Origin of the sequence: Flavonifractor sp. AGMB03687 (genome assembly GCF_017811815.1) — a bacterium.
In the GTDB taxonomy this organism is placed as follows: domain Bacteria; phylum Bacillota; class Clostridia; order Oscillospirales; family Oscillospiraceae; genus Flavonifractor.
The window spans coordinates 152,216-168,134 of sequence record NZ_JADKZI010000006.1; the positions used below are offsets into that span (position 1 = coordinate 152,216).

Consider the following 15,919-nt stretch of genomic DNA (forward strand, 5'->3'; position numbering starts at 1 on the left):
CTCATACCGAAATAAATGCAGGGGGGATAGCATTGAACACAATTAAAAAGACCCTTTGCGGCATCCTGGCCACCGGTATGATGTGCGGTCTGCTGGCGGGATGTGGCTCAGACGGTGTTCCCACAATAGGCTATGTACATTTCAACACCTCCGGCGGGGGCGTCTGGAATATGTACGGCTGGATCACGCAGGATGAGCTTGACTGGTACCAGGAAAATGCCATGTCCAACTATGAGCAGTACTATGCCAACCGGGTCACTGATATCAAGGTGACGGGCAATGACGGCAAAACCTATGTAGCCCTGGACAACGAGGCGAACTTCACCACGGTACAGTCCATTCTCTATGCCTTTGAACACGACTATCTGCTGGAAAATGTCAATGCCGGGATGACCACGGAAAACGGCCAGAACTATATGAACATCAGCTTCACCGTCAAGAGCCAACCGGAGTTTGATGCTCGCATTGAGAAGGAGATCGCGGAACAGTATCCCCACATTGCTCCCGTTGAGTCCGCAGAGCAGCAGGCAGCGGAGGCTCGCGCGGAAAAGCTGGTAACCAGCTTCGCCGAGTTTGACTTCACCTTCCCCGGTGCAGTGACGGTCAGCGGCAACTCCAACATTGTAAAAAAGACCGGTACCAACAGCGCCCATGTCACCCTGGACCTTCAGGAAAAGAAGGAGACCATTACCATCAAGGGCAGCCTGACCGATAACGGCAGTAATCCCAATCCTTCTGTGACTACCGGCAGCCTCAGCAACTTCAAGAAAGTTAATTCCTACGACAATCGGTTCACCGATGTCCCCGCCAACGCCTGGTACAGAAATACGGTAATCAATGCCTATGAGCTGGGCCTGATGTCCGGCAGCTCCGGCAGTTCCTTCAACCCCAATGGCCAGCTGAGCATTACGGAGGCCATGGTGCTTGCCGCCCGCGTCCGTTCCATCTACAACGGCGACCATCACGACTTCACCGCCCAGCCCGGTGAATACTGGTTTGATCCCTATTTTGACTATGTCTTTGAGCAGGGCATAATCGATGAGGGCACCTTCCATCTTCTGAACGGCGGCTTTACTGATATGAGCTCCGGTACCCCTCAGTACGGCAATATCACCCGTTCCAACATGGCCTATCTGTTTGCCAGTGCACTGCCCGATACCTGCTATCCTGCGATCAAGAATGTAACCAGCATTCCCTATGATAAGACGGACGGAAAGCCCGGCTATGCCACTTACTGTCTGCCCATTGAACTGTGTGATTCCGCCATTTATAAGCTGTATAACGCAGGGATTCTTAACGGCGAGGACGCCAAGGGGACTATGAGCATTTATAAGTATATTACCCGCTCCGAGGTGGCCTCCATTCTCTCCCGGCTGGTCAACGTCAGTGCCCGCAAATAATCTCCTGTAAACGCCACACGGGCCCACAGAAGGGCACAAATATCAAAAGAGGTCTCCCATCAAGGGAGACCTCTTTTCTGTCTTACGGCCCCTTCAGGCCCCTGGTCGCGCCGCTTTGAAAAGGAAAACAAAAAAGCCTTGAAAACCGAAGTTTTCAAGGCTTTTTGGAGCTGCTATCCGGATTTGAACCGGAGACCTCATCCTTACCAATTATTTTTTGGGTGATGCACCCTATCGTAACCTTTCGTATGCTTACGCCTTTTAATGCCCGAAAGCCCTTGAGATACGGGCACTTTCTTCTATCTTCTGCTGACATCTGACGTATGCTTTTGCATACGTTTTTTTCTTGCTGGTTACGACTTTGGTTGCGACTCGCTCAGAGACAACGCCGCCTGACCTCATCCTTTTTTGCGGTAGCTTCTTCGTGCTGAGTGGATGGACGTCACTCACATTCACATAGCAAGGTACTTTGAAATGCCCTATTGACAACTACGGTAAAATCGTATATCATATAGGTACGATAAAATCGTAGAAGAGACAGAGGTAATCGTATGACAAGGAAGTTTATTTATACGGAGCCATTTCGTCGTTGCTGGAAAGCAATGGGTTTGAGTGATAATGACTTGCTTACCTTGGAAAAAGCGCTTCTTGAAAATCCGCAACTCGGTGATGTAATTGAAGGAACCGGCGGAGCAAGAAAGATGCGCATTCAACTGGAGGGGCGCGGTAAAAGTGGCGGAGGCAGAGTAATTTATCTGGATGTTTTTGAACAGGGGAATTTGTATCTGCTCTTTGCATATCCTAAGAATGTGCAGGAGAATCTTACCCCTGACCAGAAAAAGGCCATTCAAAAGATGATCGAAGCTATTCGGAAGGAGTGATCATATGTCTGAACTACGCTTTGAATCTTCCCTCTCGATGGAGGAAATCGAAAACAATTTCAAAGATGTTGATTTCTTTTCTGGTATTATGGACGGCTTGCAGGAAGCTCTTGCATATACCAAAGGGAAAGCTGCGGCAGATACTTTTGCAAGAAAAAGATCTTTGCCTACAATCAATGTCGTAGAAATCCGCACATCCCTTGAGATGACACAAAAGGCATTTGCAGAAATGCTTGGTGTATCGTGCCGTACAGTTGAAGCATGGGAAAGTGGAAAGAGCACACCGACACCAACAGCAAAGAAATTGATGTCCCTTATTCAGGGAGATCATTCTCTTATCCAAAAATTATAAACACTGATTGTTTTATAATACTTTGCTTAATGTTGTGCTTTGTCCGTTAATTCTATTCGCGTATCAACTCATATAGCAAATATGAATTTGAGCATCTAAAAAGCGCAAAACAGTATTAGAGGCCGGGGAAAAGTCCCTGGCCTCTTTTTCTATCCAGATATAAGGTTTATATACTCCCGAACCTTTTGCACATTCCAAAAGACACGCTTGCCGATCTGGATACGGGCCTCAGCCGCCTCGCCGATCTGTACGGCTGAGTAGCGACCGCAACTGAGCAAGGCCTGCAATTCTTCCGTAGTCACAGCAATCTTGTCTTGACTGTCTCCGCTTTCAAACTTTTTCGTCGCTCTCATCGCAAAATCATCCCCCTTGCCCGATAGATATGCGTTCTTCCGGGTCGCTTCTCCAGCCTCGTCAATAGCGGTTTTCACTTCTCGAAGAATCACTTCTACTCTGGCAAGCTGCTGCTCGCTAAACTCTTTCAACAATAACAAGCACTTTTCGTAATTTTCCGTATGTTCTTTTGACTTATTCGCCATATACATACCACCACCGCAAGACCTGTCTCGCCCTTTTGTGCGCAAGGGCATCAAGAGAGGGAATAGCCAGCTTTTGTGCTAACCAGTTTTCACGATTCGTTGTCATCTGGAACATATTCTAATATGTCTCCAGGCTGACAATTCAGCAGCGAACACAATTTTGCTATTGTACGTGTATCTATATCTCCGCCCTGTTTGATCTTCCGAAAAGTAGCTTGGCCGATAATATTATCCTTTTTCATTGTGTACGACGTTATTCCTCTCTCTTCCATGAGCCGCAACAATTTCCCATACACTATTCCCATTACGACGCCTCCAATCAGCGGAAACCTTATATTTGAGGTCTTCTCCTCCACTGTACACAGTATAGCGCAAGAATATCACTAAATCAAGAGATAATTTGCACAAATAATGTCTCTAATTCTTGTGATATTTGCCGATTGAATATCTCTATTATTAGTGATATACTTATAATCAGAAAGGGGGAGGAAACCGGGAAACGCTTTCCCCGAGTAGGCAGGACGCGAAACGGACACACGCCCCGGCCCTCCCCCTAATAAATCAAAAAGGAGTTATGAGTTATGGGAAACATCGAACTGGACAGCAAGATTAAGGAACTGCGGGAACTTCGCCGCATGGCTGAGGAGCTGCAAGGCGAGATTGATAGCCTCCAGGACTCCATCAAAGCCGAGATGACCGCCCGTGAGGTGGACACCATCGCCGGGAGCGACTACAAGATCACTTGGAAGAGCGTCACCAGTAGCCGCCTGGATACCGCCGCACTGAAGAAGGCCATGCCGGACGTGGTGGAACGCTTCACCAAGACCACCACAAACCGCCGCTTCCTTATTGCATGAGAAAGGCCGCTTGTCAAAGACGCCGACCAAAGCACTTGACAAGCAGCCCAGACACCACCACGGGGCGGGTCGAATACAGTATACCACGGCCCGCCCCTCAACGCAACAACTTAAAGGAGAGGGCACCATGAATAACGACATCATTACCGAATGGAACAGCATGAGTACCGAGGAGCAAATCAAGCTGATAACTGCTTGCGTTCGCAAGGCCGCAAATAAGGATGTAGGAAGCTACGCCACAAGCCAGCACGGCCACGAGATCAACGAGTTTGTCAATGAGGCATGGGAGCGTATCACCAACAGCCTGCAGCCCGACGAGTTGACCGCCTGCAACAAGCGGAGAGCCGCCCAAGGTAAAGAGCCGATCACCCTTGTTAGCGTCAGTAGCCTCTTCAGTGGCATAAAGCAGATTGTTCAGCGTCGCAATGTCGCCCTCCTGCTTTGCAATTCGCAGAGCTTCAATATACGACAAAGAACTTTCAATAGCAAGCTCCTGAGTTTTGGCCGCAATCACAGCACGAATCCGCTCTTCATTGATAACAAGTTGCCCATTTTCGTCAATCAAGTATGCCAAGTATTTCTGTCCCATAGCCCTGACACTTTGCAATGTGTCTACGGTCACATATCCACTCTCAGCATACTCGTCCGCCGCGTCATGGAGTGTGTCGTAAACATTTTGGATAGTATCCTGATAGTCTCCCACGGCGGTTGAACACTTGTTGTAGGCGTCATACAAAGCCTCATAGACCTCGTTATCTGAGCCTGCAGCGTCAGCCACAATATCCAACATTTTGCCCAGCCGTTCATAGGCATTGATAACACCCTCCACAGTAGAGAGGTCAAAGTCACCGTCATCCAGCAACCACAACTCCATACCACGGGAAGCCCAAGATCCGTCAGAAATATACCCTGCATCGGCCAGTGCCTGAAGTCCTCTGCTGTTTGTGTCCGCTTCGTCTCCGCCCCACGTCGTAATAATGTGGTTCATAGACTTGGAAGCGGGGCCGGAAGCCTTAGCTTTACTCAGAAGCTCGTCTTCTTGGGCATTGAGGCCACCACGCAGGTCACGTTCAGATGCTTGCAAAGATTCAATAGCAGCGGCTTTGATAGCCTCAGTCAGACTACCATACTCCTCGACCAGCTCCTCAATTCGGCCTTTTTCCAGACCCAATTTCTTAATCAGATCATCCTGTGTGGAAAGCAAATCCTCCTTGGCGGACTCATCGGTTTTGACTGCTTCGCTAAGGTCGAGGTATCTGCCGGTCAGATCGACTACCTCATCACTGAGAGTAGCGGCTGCGTTTGCGGCTTCGATTGCCGCTTGACGCGCTTCCTCCTGGGCATTGGTAACTGTTTCCACTGCCATAACAAGAGCGCTGACAGCCAGCATAATCAAACCGACAGGGTTTGACATAAACGCCGCTTTGATACTTGCTCCAAGGCCGGTCATTGCCGCCGATAGGCTCCATGTCGCGCCCGTAGCAGCACTTTCAGAAGCAGCAAGGCCAAGTGTCTCGATTTTCTGTACTGCTTCCGCCTCAGAAAGCCCAGAAGCCATGAGGATCGCTTTCATTTGGGCCGCAGAGAGCTGTTTAGAGGTTAGCACCAGCTTCAGCTGTTCATCACTCAGTCCCTTTGTGAGTTTCCCCAGTTTGGCGAGCGTATCAGCTGACAGCCCGCCCACAGTATCGACATTCCGCATCATGTTGATGGCTGTTCCAAGATTAAGGACTTCGTGATATGCCGTTTTGAACCCGCTCGAAATTAGCGAGACACCTTTAATGACGCCTCCAGCCCCCAACGAGATCAGAGCGGCTTTCAGTAGCCCCACCTTCTCCGCAAACTCCACAACGGCGGTGCCGGCATCAATCAGGTCTTTCACAAGATTGGAGTCAATGGTATCCATTGTAAGGCTTTCCAGTGCTGCCGTAAAAGATGCCGCCTTTGCCCCGATAGAATCCTCGTATGCAGAGAATTTTTCCAGTGCGGTACCAGCGCTATCCGCCGCTACACCGGCATATTCCAGCGCCTTTCCATAGTTCTCCATCAAGACGAGGAAATTTTCTTGTTGTCTGGTTCCGGCGAACGCATTTGCGATGGCCCGCTTGTCAATCGCCCCGAATTGCTCCCATTTGGCATAAACATCATCAAGCACTTCAGCAAAGTTGCGGAAATCGCCATCGACACCCCGCAGTGCAATTCCAAAGCTCTTCAACACAGTTTCAACATCACTCAGATCCTCGCCATCGTCGTCCAAGTAATTGCCCAGTTTGATATTACCCATACGGGCAAAAATTGTTTTGAAGCTCTCACCGATTGTCTCAGCTGACTTTTGTGTGACCTCTTCCACGGTCGCCAGATAGCCCAACAGACGATCCATACTGACCCCACTGATGTTAGCACTATTCGCCGTTCTGGACATAGCTACGGCCAAGTCTGAGGCTGTTACAGCGGCTTTCAAGTCAATGGCCGTCAATTTATCCACGATCCTAGATACGTCCTCTACGGCCATCCCATAGCCTTTCATGGCACTTGTCAAGTTCTGCGTTGCCGTAGCAGACTCCATTGCACCAACCTTTGACAGGATCATTGACTGTTCAATCAACGTCGCAGTTTCGGCGGCTGTTTTGCCTTGCCGCAGCCACTCAGCAGCGGCATCGCTGATCTGCGTCGTGGTTGCCCCCAACTGTTGTGCCATCTGATTGTACTCTTTCAGAAGTACATAAGCCTCTTCGCTCCCGCTTCCGGTGACGATGGCGAGGTCAGTTGCGGCCTTATCCAGCTCCACGACAGTATCCTTGGCTTCCTGCGCCGCACGTCTCAGCGCTTGCAGAGCGGTACGAGCCAAATACACCTTTGCAGCCATGTTAGATGCGCTATTGCTGGCCTTGTCCATTTTCTGAGACAGTTGATCGACCTGTTCAGCACCCTCTACACTTACATTGGCCTTTGCCTCTACTTGGGGAATCTGCCGCAGTTGCTGTAGCTGTTCTTGTACATTTTTTCGCGTTGAGGCGGTATCCAGCAGGCCGGTAAGCTGCACTTCTGTATTCTTCAGCTTTTTTACGGTGCCGGCCACATTCTTTTTCGTGGCATCCTGATCCATCTGACCGACCAGACGAACATGGTTCTTCGCTGCATTGAGCTGTTTAAGGTCTTTCTTGATTTGAGCGGCACTCGCCGTCTGGTTAAGCCCCGCCGTAATTTTGATTTGATAGCTCTTGAACTTCTCCTGCAGTTGGTTCATCTGTGTTGTCATGGTCGTCAGAGACTTTTCAAAATCAAGCGCGGCCTCAATCAAGATTTGCAGGCCGTCGTTCTCGTTCATATCATTATCCCTCCTTCTTTATTCCTTTCAGAAGAGAAATTGTGCTGTCCACAAGCTCCATCTTTTTCTCTTCGCTGAGGTTTTCCCAATTCTCCCTAAATTCCTCCTCCGTGAGTGGCAACTGCAATTTCTCCATCGTTTGCTGTACCAGATGACGGAGCCGTGCATCTATCTCAGACTGCGCCATCTGAGCAACTGCCATGACCACGTGGTTCTCATCGCAGCGCCACTCCTTCGTGAGTTGCTGGAGCATTGCCGCCGCCCGTCCTTTGTCGTAAGCATCCGGTTCGTTGCAGTGTAGTTTTGTCAAAGCGTTTAGCGAACACCGAAACGCTTCCAGTTTATCAAAACCCTGTTTCATTCTCTTTTCCTCCATCCTTCATCCGTATCCCCGTCCAATTTCCGGTCGTACTCCTGGATATAATCTTTCAGTCTTTCTAACTGTCGCTGTGTCAAGAGTTTATAGCCTCTTTTGAAGCTGTATAGTGAAGCCTCGCTAATCCCGACCTGTTGGGCAAGAAAATTTGCTCGCAGCCCTCTTCGCTCCAAAAAGCTATTCAGTTGTTTCATCACGGTAACCTGTTCTTGCATCACGTAAACCTCCTTTCACGTAAAAATTTCCTTACAACTTGGGCATAAATGAAGCAGTCCAGCGTTTGCCAGACTGCTTTATGTTTGTGGGAGAAGTGATCCGCCACGGCAATGCGGCCTTGACCCCCTCATAATATAGGTACCGGTTACGATACAAAGTCGTTGCATTTTCGTCATTCTCAACAGACTATTTCACTATTTTTTAGAGCTTTTGCTATATGCGCCACTCTGGTACGCACTTGCTGCTCTGTTAACCTGTATCGGCGCTCAATATCCCGCTTTGTTGATCCTCTTGAAAGATCGTAGGCAATGGAGCGTTCCAGTCGGTCGCTAATACACTCCAAGAACTCGTCAGCAAAATACACATCATAGAACGGGTGGCTGTAGCCGGCGTGCAGAGAAATGATTTCCGCCGCCTCCTGATCTGTGAATTGTGCCCCACCATCATCAGTTAAGAGGGGAATGCTCAGGCTGGACAATGTATTTGTGTTGCACTTGCGGCGAGGATCATAATACCGCCGCTGCAATCCCCGCTCGGTATAGACATTAGCACTATCCGTTGTCGGCGCATCCGGGGCAGTCAAGAGGTAGTCGGCAAGCTCGTCCACCGTCCTCCATGCGTTCTGAAAATACTTCCACCCTTCTTCCTGTGTGCGGAGCGGGAGACCGGAGCTAACCTCCTCAATAAAACTGCCGTAGCTCCGCTCTACCTCATCATAGCTCTTGCGCCATCCAGAGCCTACGGCACACAAATCGGCCACCCGCTTGTGCCGGCTCCCGTAGGCCAGTGTAGGTTGGTGTTTCTTCCAGTCTGGCCCACTCCCGCAAACAGGGCAGGCGATACTTCCATCGGGCTGGATCTCACTTATACGCCACTGACGACAAGTATTGCAGTACCAATATGCGTTTTCGCCAGCAAATCCGCTTGTATCATTTTGGCCGATTCTCCGGGGCAACGTCCCCTTATCCAATGCTATCATGATAATCTCCTGTTGCCCTCGTGACCTCCGGGGTGGGGCAGTGTTCACTGCGGAAGCTCCATTTCCCTCAAACGTTTGATTTCCTTTTCCATACGCTCAATGCCCTTGCGAGCGTCCTTTGTATCCGACTTCCACTGGGGGAAAGCACCATACGCCGCCAAAAACGCTTGATACCGCTGTATCCATTCATGCAGTGAAGCTATCATATGCCCACGATCTTCGTCATTAACAGGGTGCATTTTCGCATTCAGCACAGCAACAGCGTTAGCCGGGTTGCTATTTGTCAAAGTACAGACTTGCTCTTTATCAGAAGCCGTCCAGGTACCATTTGCCTCGAACCGCAGATATTCAGTTTCATTGGTGCCAGAGGGAAAGACAAGTTTTGACATCTTCCGCCAATCAAAGTTTTCCATTGAAAATCACCTTGCTTTATTATGGGAAAGTGCTTTTTTCTATCGTCCATCGCTTCACTTCGCTAAAGTCTCCCCGAACCCCATAATTTAGTACGTTAAAGTGTCGAATTATTCGACAATAGACGAGTCTTTCCGAGCGGTGCATCGAGACTGCTATTTGCTTAATTTGGGGGTATTCAATCCGCTCAAATCTCCGACAACAGACGAAAAAGTGACGAAATTTACATTAAAACTGCCGTAACATCACCAGTCCAGGGAGTAAACTCGTTATCGTTTGCCCGCAAAAGCCCCTCTATGACATTGAACTGATCTCCATGATACTCTCGCCCATCATCCATCAGCATTTGTGACAGGCAAGCTGTTTTTGTGCGGTCTTTCGGCCTGGGCAACATCTCTCCACTGCTTTTTGCAGTATCCCTGAACTTTCTGAGAAAGTCTAAGAGTTCATCAACGCCATGGCAAATGACACGCCGTATAATTACGTTTTCACCGTTGATCTTGCCGCACAAGATTCTAAAATTATCGCCAATGCGGACAGGTACGAAGAAATACGGAAGATTTATCTGCACGATTAAATTATTTTTGGAATCGTTTTTTGTCCCTTCCATAGCTGTGAGGTTATGGAAGCAGTTATTCTGGGTATTGTTGCGAAGATGGTCAATCTGCAGCCCACTTTCTGATAGCTCGTTACACCCATTCTTTATTGACCGTTCCAGATCATCTACACGTAGTTTGCCTGTATGGTAGAGCCATACCACTGTATGCAAACTAATCGGACAACCATCTACCCTGAATAATAACTTGTCAGATGCAGTAGACGTGTTGGTCTTCGACGCCTCTTTGAGCAGTTTCCGCTGTGTTGTCCGCTTGCTTTCCCATCCAGCCAGCCGTGGAGGTAATGCGCCGTCTCTCCTAAAAACGTACCACGAGGCAAGTCTTGTGTTGCAAAGGATCGAATACAGAGTGGGATCATAGTCGGTGAAGAAAATCTGATTCTGATTTGTGAGCTTTATCCAGATTCTGAACTCATCATGCCATATACGTCGGCTTTGGTTGTAGGGAACCTCATCGCCGTACACATACAGATTTGCACTGGTCAGATTGTAAGGGTTTCCGTCACACAAGTACACATATCGTTCTGTTTTGGGCATTGTATGGACAATACCACATCCATAAGGGCGATAGGACTGGTAAACCGCCAATCTCAGGGAGCCATGCTTGCCAGCACCCTCGCCATTTCCGTTAATCCAGAAGTAACCATATCGTTTGATATGCTCTATCAACGTCTCGACCGCCCTTAAATCACGGTCAAGCATATACTTTCTGCTGTGTTTCTGTGCATTGATCTCAAAATAGCAGTGCTCTTTGTCGATGGTGATACGGTTAGAGCCGTACACAAATAATTCTTCTGCCATAAAGCATCTCCTTTCTGGTTGAAATATTCGCACACCAGTTGGTTATGCGTGCGAAACTGACAGCGAAGTAGAAAAGAAATATTTTTCTTCCTTTTCGCTCTGGCAGTAGGTACGGTGTACGCAGATTTTACTATGATTTGGGGTGCTGGCCTCCACACCTTATACCACACTTTTTATGCCTCTGTCCTCTTAAGCAGATGCCCTCAAATCGCCGTCAGTAAATGGGGTTTCTCGCCAGTTTTGGATGACCCCTCATCCAAAGCTACCGCTTTCCGTCCAGCCATTCAGTGAACAGCTTGTACATACGGGGTGACGGCAAGAACAGAGTTATAGGCTCTCCCTTGCGGATCGCAGAGCGCCATACCCACTGAATAAGTCCAGCAAGTGCAAAGGTATCCCGGCTAAGAGATGCCCCCTGCTTACCAAAATATTTGGAAACCTCCGGGTTTGGATTAAGGTTGAGCATATATGCCAGCACGTGTCTGTCACTGTAACTGTTGGTAGCGCGAGCATTTGACGCAACCCAGCAGCGCAGGCCATTATTATCTGCATACTCATCCTGCTGCACTTGACTGCGACCACGTTTCTCCTCATCAGTAAGCTCTCGAATCAGCTTGTATCCACCGGGGGCAATACTGTTACGGCTGTCCTTGGGGCAACTCCACATGATGTCGTATGGCTTGGCTTGTACCGCTATAAAGAACCGTCGCAGAGCACGGCGCAGCTCGGACGCCTCTTGGGACTTGGGGTGATCCTTAACACAGTTTTTGTACCAGGTAGCAGACAGGCTTCCGAAATCCGCTATTTTTTTGTCTTGGTACAGGGTAATAAGCCGCCTCCATTCCTTCCGCTGGTTTAGATCCACCATGTAGGGAGCGAGTTCAAAACCTTTCTCGTAAGTACCACAAACACTTGATTTTGTGTAATTCAACCCGTGCAGTTGCAGGTATGGACACAAAAAACTCCCTTCCAGTTGATAGGTCAGAATGGTGATCGACTCCATAGCGCTGAATACTTCTGGTGAAAACTCCCAGATAAAGAACCGCCCATCAATCAGCAGCAAGTTCCCATTTTCGGCGTGGCGCTGAACTTCACAGAAAGAGTGCCGCTCTTCACCGTCAATGGGCTGAGGCCCACCAGTCCAGCGGACACGACAATCCTCATCCACTGCTATGATGTTATTATCAAGCATCAGTTTGACGTTTTTCTTGTTGACCCGGTAGTTTGCGGAGTCAATAATGTCGTTAAGTGGGAGAAGCACGTCAACAGCCTCATCAAGGATCAAGTGATAGGAATTGTCTTGCAAGATGGCGATAGTGTCCGGTGTTGCATTGGTAAAAGTCGTGTGTGTCGTGACAATGTTTCGCCCCTCAGCAAGTAAATCATTGAAGTCCTCCAACTTAGTCTTAGAACCTGCCACACCACCCAGCAAATCCGTACGTTGGTAGTGCTGTGGATCGTAAAACGCCGCTGTCGTGCTCTGTTTGATACGCTCAACCTCACTGAGAAATGGCGTAACGAAAATAAACGCCTCCTGCGGATGGGCGTTCATGTAGGATATCGCCCATTCTGTCTTTCCTGCGCCACAAGGGGCGTCAACTACGTTAATCATCCATATCCGCCTCCTAATCTAACCAAATATTGTCGATCTGGAACGAGATACGGATGTGATCCCCTGTAGCGGCGAGCACAACTCCGTCAGCCTTGTTCATAATAGCTGTCAGCGCCGCCGTCTCCTCTTTATCCAGAGTTGCGGCAAATCTCAATTCGAGCCAGAGCATGGCGTGCTTCTCTTTTGCGTTTGGAGCAAAGCCATCCATCAATCGCACCTCGTCGCAAGACTGCATAAACTCCACCAACTCAGCTTTAATCTCGTTGTAAAGTAGGATTTTGGCAATGTTGGCCTGCCTGCCGTGGAAATTCTCGTTGCGATCGTGCATTTCTGCAATCTCCTCCGGTGTATAGTTATCTCGTCTCATATGCTACCTCCCGGCTTATAGTGCGGTCATCCCGTCTATCCGCATATCAAAGCAAAAAGCCTATATGCTAACCTGAGAGAAAAATCTTGCTAACCCATTTCTGCTGTATGCGTCCCCATCGTGACGCCCCATATAATCACGCTTTTGCCTGAGCACCGACCTCCGATTGCTCATTAAGGCGCTGGATCATGAGCGGGACATTGATCAGGTATTTCGTAGCCCCAGCGCGAATATGCGGAATACTGTTATCCCAGCAACCACGCCGGAGGAAATACTGCGACAAACCCGTTGTACGCGAGGCTTCTGCGATAGTTTGGAATTGGCGTGAAGGATCATATGGTTTACCCATAAAATTTCTCTCCTTTTTTCTAATAACATATTGATTCTTCATTTATTTTGTTGTATACTTATTTTAGCAAATAACTGAAGCAATGTCAACGCATGAAGCAATATATCTTCTTTAGTTATCATATGAAGAATGAATGTGCAAGGAGTGCTAACCAATGGAGCAACGTAGATTTCCTATATTTGCTGAACGATTTTCCAAATTGCGCGGAGACAAAACACAAGAAGAATTTGCAAAGTTTCTTGGTATATCAAGACCGACAGTCGGTTTTTATGAAAACGGAACACGCCTACCAGATGCTTTAGTCCTTTGTCAGATTGCAGAAAAGTGTAATGTTTCCACAGACTGGATTTTAGGTCTGTCAAACTATAAAAATTCTGGTACGTCTAATCTTTCAGTGGAGGATATAGGACTATCGGAGAAGGCCACAACCACACTTGCTGAGTTATCTCAGGGGGGCCGTGCAGTTGATGCAAAAAAGATTGCCGCACTCAACCTATTGCTTGAAGATGACAGTATGGATGAGTGGGGCAACCACCTTTTGCATTGTATCTCCGAGTATCTCTTTGCAGAGCCTATTCCAAAGCAACCGCTACAGTTTACATCCGAAGGTGTCAAGGTTCTTGAAGAAGCAATAGACTTCTTGGATTCCAAGCAAGATATACCTAATTTTGAATATGTGGACGTGCTTTACGACAAATTGTTGATTGATCGAGTTACCCGCGCAACAGAAGGTGCGAGATATCAACTCCGCAATCCGCAAACTATACCCGAGGTATACGCGCCGCTCGTATTGGATGAGGGCAAGCGCAGGCTTCTAAAGGAGGCAAAGAAAAATGGCAAGCTACAAGATAACGACTGACACCCATGGCAATACTGTTTACAAAGTCCAGGTATCCAATGGCCGAGGCCGCAAGATTACACGAAGCTGGAGGCCAGAGCCAGGATGGAGCGCCAAAACGATTAAACGCGAACTCGATAAATTTGCGGCCAATCTGGAAAATGAACTGGCTGAAGGAACCCTTAAAACTCGGCAGGAGGATCTGGAGGAAAGACGCCTGGCTGCTCTGGAAGCGGCAAAGATAAAAACACTGAGACAGTATGCGGATGGTGTCTTCATGCCGGCAAAAGAAGCCACATTCTCCGAAAACTCGCGTTCAAACTATCGTCAATGCCTCGATAAACACATCCTCCCTGCACTGGGCGACTTCCCCATGAGGGATATAACTCCATCCATGCTCACAAAGCTGCTGCTTGACTTCCAAAAGAGCGGAAAAGCTCACTCCTCGGCAGTCAAGCTATACAATATCCTTAACGGAGTCTTCAAAATGGCATTTCTTGATGACTCAATTCAGGAAAATCCCATGCTACGGGTTACTCGTCCCAAGCCCAGAAAGAATGAACACGTCAAAGAAGAGAGCGAGAAGGCCTATACTGTCCAGCAACTCCGCCACATTCTCAAATGCCTGGATAATGAGCCTCTAAAATGGCAAGCCTATATCAATCTTGTTGCCGATACCGGAATGAGACGTGGTGAGGCTTGTGGCCTACAATGGACAGACGTAGACTTCAAGAAGGGCTGTATTACTATTCGGCGTAATCTTCAATATACGTCCGCTGCAGGTATCTACGAGGATACCCCCAAAAACAGAAAATCCCGGCCTATTGATATCGGCCCGGATGTGGTCAAGCTCCTGCGCCAGCTCCAGACTGAGCAGTCAAGCAAGTGTATTAGCAAATGGATCTTTACTCAGGATGGTTCTGCTGATCCGATGCACCCTCAAAGTCCTACCCGTTATTTTAAGAAATTCGGCCAGCGATACGGCGTAGAGGATTTCCACCCACACAAGCTCCGGCACACATCGGCCTCCCTTGCTCTTACCAACGGGGCAGATGTCGTATCGGTTAGTGAACGCCTTGGGCATAGTGATACCGCTGTTACTCTGAGAATGTATGCCCACGCTAATGAAGAATCCATCCGACGCGCCGGACAGGTCGTCCGAGACGCCCTCAAAGCAGAGGGTGAATAAAGAAAAACCGGGCAGGGAAACACTCCCTACCCGGTCATTTTTTAAGCCATGTTGCGACTTTTGTTGCGACTAACAGCAATACAATATTTTGCTGATTTTTCAAAAAAGAGAAAATTGTTATAAAAACTAAAGCAAAAAGCACCCAAACCGTTAAGTTTGAGTGCTTTTCATTGGAGCTGCTGGGCGGATTCGAACCGCCGACCTCATCCTTACCAAGGATGTGCTCTACCTACTGAGCTACAGCAGCATAATGGCGACGCGGAAGGGACTTGAACCCTCGACCTCCGGCGTGACAGGCCGGCGTTCTAACCAACTGAACTACCGCGCCATATATGCATCTATTGGAACAGCAAGTGCTGATATTATCTGGCAGGGGCAGAAGGATTCGAACCCTCGGCACTCGGTTTTGGAGACCGATGCTCTACCAGCTGAGCTATACCCCTAAATGGTGGGCCTTCACGGGCTCGAACCGTGGACCGGCCGGTTATGAGCCGGCTGCTCTAACCAACTGAGCTAAAGGCCCATACCGATCCAACATTTTTTAAAAAGAGGCTCGCCGTCAGCTTGTGGCGGCGAGCCACATTTGGCTCCCCCTGTTGGACTCGAACCAACGACCCTGCGGTTAACAGCCGCATGCTCTACCGACTGAGCTAAGGAGGAATATAAAAGGGTCCGGTCTGGTCAGACCAGACCCTTCTTTGTGTTGGCGTTACCTATCTTCCCGGTCCGTCTCCAGACAAGTATTTTCGGCGCAGGTGAGCTTAACTTCCGTGTTCGGGATGGGAACGGGTGGACCCTCACCGCAATC

Annotated in this window: 17 protein-coding genes, 5 tRNA genes and 1 rRNA gene; 6 read left to right on the top strand and 17 right to left on the bottom strand. The window is 48.7% G+C overall.

The annotated features are described in order from the left end of the window. Window positions 1-32 precede the first annotated feature (32 nt). From J9789_RS13055 to J9789_RS13065, 3 genes are all read left to right on the top strand, one after another. The gene (locus J9789_RS13055) at window positions 33-1,400 is read left to right on the top strand and encodes an S-layer homology domain-containing protein (RefSeq protein ID WP_209346096.1); all 1,368 of its coding nucleotides are present in this window, start codon (window positions 33-35) and stop codon (window positions 1,398-1,400) included. Between the two features lie 551 nt (window positions 1,401-1,951). Beyond that, window positions 1,952-2,281: a type II toxin-antitoxin system RelE/ParE family toxin gene (locus J9789_RS13060; protein WP_209346098.1), complete on the top strand. Its 330-nt coding sequence runs from the start codon at window positions 1,952-1,954 to the stop codon at window positions 2,279-2,281. A gap of 4 nt (window positions 2,282-2,285) precedes the next feature. Then, window positions 2,286-2,633, top strand: coding sequence for a helix-turn-helix domain-containing protein (locus tag J9789_RS13065; RefSeq protein ID WP_209346100.1), 348 nt, complete (start codon window positions 2,286-2,288; stop codon window positions 2,631-2,633). 149 nt (window positions 2,634-2,782) lie between these two features. Here the strand turns inward: J9789_RS13065 and J9789_RS17145 are convergent, their stop codons facing one another. Both J9789_RS17145 and J9789_RS13075 read right to left on the bottom strand, forming a co-directional pair. Then, window positions 2,783-3,172 carry a hypothetical protein gene (locus J9789_RS17145; protein ID WP_245185272.1) on the bottom strand — a complete coding sequence of 130 codons (390 nt, stop codon included), beginning with the start codon at window positions 3,170-3,172 and terminating at the stop codon, window positions 2,783-2,785. Between the two features lie 89 nt (window positions 3,173-3,261). After that, window positions 3,262-3,477 (bottom strand): helix-turn-helix transcriptional regulator, encoded by a 216-nt coding sequence (locus J9789_RS13075; protein WP_209346102.1) that lies wholly within the window; start codon window positions 3,475-3,477, stop codon window positions 3,262-3,264. Between the two features lie 276 nt (window positions 3,478-3,753). Here J9789_RS13075 and J9789_RS13080 point away from each other — a divergent pair, with 276 nt between their 5' ends. Beyond that, on the top strand, window positions 3,754-4,029 hold the full coding sequence (locus tag J9789_RS13080) for a hypothetical protein (RefSeq protein WP_209346105.1): 276 nt from the start codon (window positions 3,754-3,756) through the stop codon (window positions 4,027-4,029). 97 nt (window positions 4,030-4,126) lie between these two features. On the opposite strand, the gene J9789_RS13085 is transcribed toward J9789_RS13080, so the two are convergent. The 9 genes from J9789_RS13085 to J9789_RS13125 all read right to left on the bottom strand — a co-directional run bounded on the left by J9789_RS13085 (window position 4,127) and on the right by J9789_RS13125 (window position 13,084). Continuing rightward, window positions 4,127-7,357, bottom strand: coding sequence for a phage tail tape measure protein (locus J9789_RS13085; protein WP_209346107.1), 3,231 nt, complete (start codon window positions 7,355-7,357; stop codon window positions 4,127-4,129). A 4-nt stretch (window positions 7,358-7,361) separates the two neighbouring features. Then, entirely contained in the window at window positions 7,362-7,718 is a 357-nt protein-coding gene (locus tag J9789_RS13090) for a hypothetical protein (protein WP_209346109.1), read from the bottom strand. Further along, window positions 7,715-7,948 carry a hypothetical protein gene (locus J9789_RS13095; protein ID WP_209346111.1) on the bottom strand — a complete coding sequence of 78 codons (234 nt, stop codon included), beginning with the start codon at window positions 7,946-7,948 and terminating at the stop codon, window positions 7,715-7,717. Before J9789_RS13095 ends, J9789_RS13090 begins: the two co-directional genes overlap by 4 nt. A gap of 179 nt (window positions 7,949-8,127) precedes the next feature. Beyond that, window positions 8,128-8,928 carry a hypothetical protein gene (locus tag J9789_RS13100; RefSeq protein WP_209346112.1) on the bottom strand — a complete coding sequence of 267 codons (801 nt, stop codon included), beginning with the start codon at window positions 8,926-8,928 and terminating at the stop codon, window positions 8,128-8,130. Between the two features lie 44 nt (window positions 8,929-8,972). After that, the gene (locus tag J9789_RS13105; RefSeq protein ID WP_209346114.1) at window positions 8,973-9,341 is read right to left on the bottom strand and encodes a hypothetical protein; all 369 of its coding nucleotides are present in this window, start codon (window positions 9,339-9,341) and stop codon (window positions 8,973-8,975) included. A gap of 221 nt (window positions 9,342-9,562) precedes the next feature. Further along, window positions 9,563-10,756: a hypothetical protein gene (locus J9789_RS13110; RefSeq protein ID WP_209346116.1), complete on the bottom strand. Its 1,194-nt coding sequence runs from the start codon at window positions 10,754-10,756 to the stop codon at window positions 9,563-9,565. 262 nt (window positions 10,757-11,018) lie between these two features. Then, the gene (locus J9789_RS13115) at window positions 11,019-12,368 is read right to left on the bottom strand and encodes a hypothetical protein (protein ID WP_116722627.1); all 1,350 of its coding nucleotides are present in this window, start codon (window positions 12,366-12,368) and stop codon (window positions 11,019-11,021) included. A gap of 13 nt (window positions 12,369-12,381) precedes the next feature. Then, window positions 12,382-12,735 (bottom strand): hypothetical protein, encoded by a 354-nt coding sequence (locus tag J9789_RS13120; RefSeq protein WP_209346118.1) that lies wholly within the window; start codon window positions 12,733-12,735, stop codon window positions 12,382-12,384. 136 nt (window positions 12,736-12,871) lie between these two features. After that, the gene (locus J9789_RS13125) at window positions 12,872-13,084 is read right to left on the bottom strand and encodes a hypothetical protein (RefSeq protein WP_209346119.1); all 213 of its coding nucleotides are present in this window, start codon (window positions 13,082-13,084) and stop codon (window positions 12,872-12,874) included. 154 nt (window positions 13,085-13,238) lie between these two features. Between J9789_RS13125 and J9789_RS13130 the strand changes: the two genes are divergently transcribed. After that, window positions 13,239-13,943 carry a helix-turn-helix transcriptional regulator gene (locus J9789_RS13130; protein WP_209346121.1) on the top strand — a complete coding sequence of 235 codons (705 nt, stop codon included), beginning with the start codon at window positions 13,239-13,241 and terminating at the stop codon, window positions 13,941-13,943. Further along, on the top strand, window positions 13,918-15,111 hold the full coding sequence (locus J9789_RS13135; protein ID WP_209346124.1) for a site-specific integrase: 1,194 nt from the start codon (window positions 13,918-13,920) through the stop codon (window positions 15,109-15,111). Before J9789_RS13130 ends, J9789_RS13135 begins: the two co-directional genes overlap by 26 nt. 171 nt (window positions 15,112-15,282) lie before the next feature. On the opposite strand, the gene J9789_RS13140 is transcribed toward J9789_RS13135, so the two are convergent. From J9789_RS13140 to rrf, 6 genes are all read right to left on the bottom strand, one after another. Further along, window positions 15,283-15,358: transfer RNA gene (locus J9789_RS13140), tRNA-Thr, on the bottom strand. A 4-nt stretch (window positions 15,359-15,362) separates the two neighbouring features. Next, a tRNA-Asp gene (locus tag J9789_RS13145) sits at window positions 15,363-15,439 on the bottom strand. A 39-nt stretch (window positions 15,440-15,478) separates the two neighbouring features. Then, window positions 15,479-15,554 (bottom strand) — tRNA-Trp (locus J9789_RS13150). Window positions 15,555-15,557: 3 nt separating this feature from the next. Beyond that, window positions 15,558-15,634 (bottom strand) — tRNA-Ile (locus tag J9789_RS13155). A gap of 61 nt (window positions 15,635-15,695) precedes the next feature. Further along, window positions 15,696-15,771, bottom strand: a tRNA-Asn gene (locus J9789_RS13160). A 41-nt stretch (window positions 15,772-15,812) separates the two neighbouring features. Further along, window positions 15,813-15,919, bottom strand: a 5S ribosomal RNA gene (gene rrf, locus J9789_RS13165); the annotation flags it as partial.

Coding starts and splice junctions, on each gene's coding strand:
- J9789_RS13065 (WP_209346100.1), top strand. CDS start 2,286: ATGTCTGAACTACGCTTTGAATCTTCCCTCTCGATGGAGGAAATCGAA.
- J9789_RS13080 (WP_209346105.1), top strand. CDS start 3,754: ATGGGAAACATCGAACTGGACAGCAAGATTAAGGAACTGCGGGAACTT.
- J9789_RS13125 (WP_209346119.1), bottom strand. CDS start 13,084: ATGGGTAAACCATATGATCCTTCACGCCAATTCCAAACTATCGCAGAA.
- J9789_RS13115 (WP_116722627.1), bottom strand. CDS start 12,368: ATGATTAACGTAGTTGACGCCCCTTGTGGCGCAGGAAAGACAGAATGG.
- J9789_RS13120 (WP_209346118.1), bottom strand. CDS start 12,735: ATGAGACGAGATAACTATACACCGGAGGAGATTGCAGAAATGCACGAT.
- J9789_RS13095 (WP_209346111.1), bottom strand. CDS start 7,948: ATGCAAGAACAGGTTACCGTGATGAAACAACTGAATAGCTTTTTGGAG.
- J9789_RS13100 (WP_209346112.1), bottom strand. CDS start 8,928: ATGATAGCATTGGATAAGGGGACGTTGCCCCGGAGAATCGGCCAAAAT.
- J9789_RS13085 (WP_209346107.1), bottom strand. CDS start 7,357: ATGAACGAGAACGACGGCCTGCAAATCTTGATTGAGGCCGCGCTTGAT.
- J9789_RS13105 (WP_209346114.1), bottom strand. CDS start 9,341: ATGGAAAACTTTGATTGGCGGAAGATGTCAAAACTTGTCTTTCCCTCT.
- J9789_RS17145 (WP_245185272.1), bottom strand. CDS start 3,172: ATGGCGAATAAGTCAAAAGAACATACGGAAAATTACGAAAAGTGCTTG.
- J9789_RS13110 (WP_209346116.1), bottom strand. CDS start 10,756: ATGGCAGAAGAATTATTTGTGTACGGCTCTAACCGTATCACCATCGAC.
- J9789_RS13135 (WP_209346124.1), top strand. CDS start 13,918: ATGGCAAGCTACAAGATAACGACTGACACCCATGGCAATACTGTTTAC.
- J9789_RS13060 (WP_209346098.1), top strand. CDS start 1,952: ATGACAAGGAAGTTTATTTATACGGAGCCATTTCGTCGTTGCTGGAAA.
- J9789_RS13130 (WP_209346121.1), top strand. CDS start 13,239: ATGGAGCAACGTAGATTTCCTATATTTGCTGAACGATTTTCCAAATTG.
- J9789_RS13075 (WP_209346102.1), bottom strand. CDS start 3,477: ATGGGAATAGTGTATGGGAAATTGTTGCGGCTCATGGAAGAGAGAGGA.
- J9789_RS13090 (WP_209346109.1), bottom strand. CDS start 7,718: ATGAAACAGGGTTTTGATAAACTGGAAGCGTTTCGGTGTTCGCTAAAC.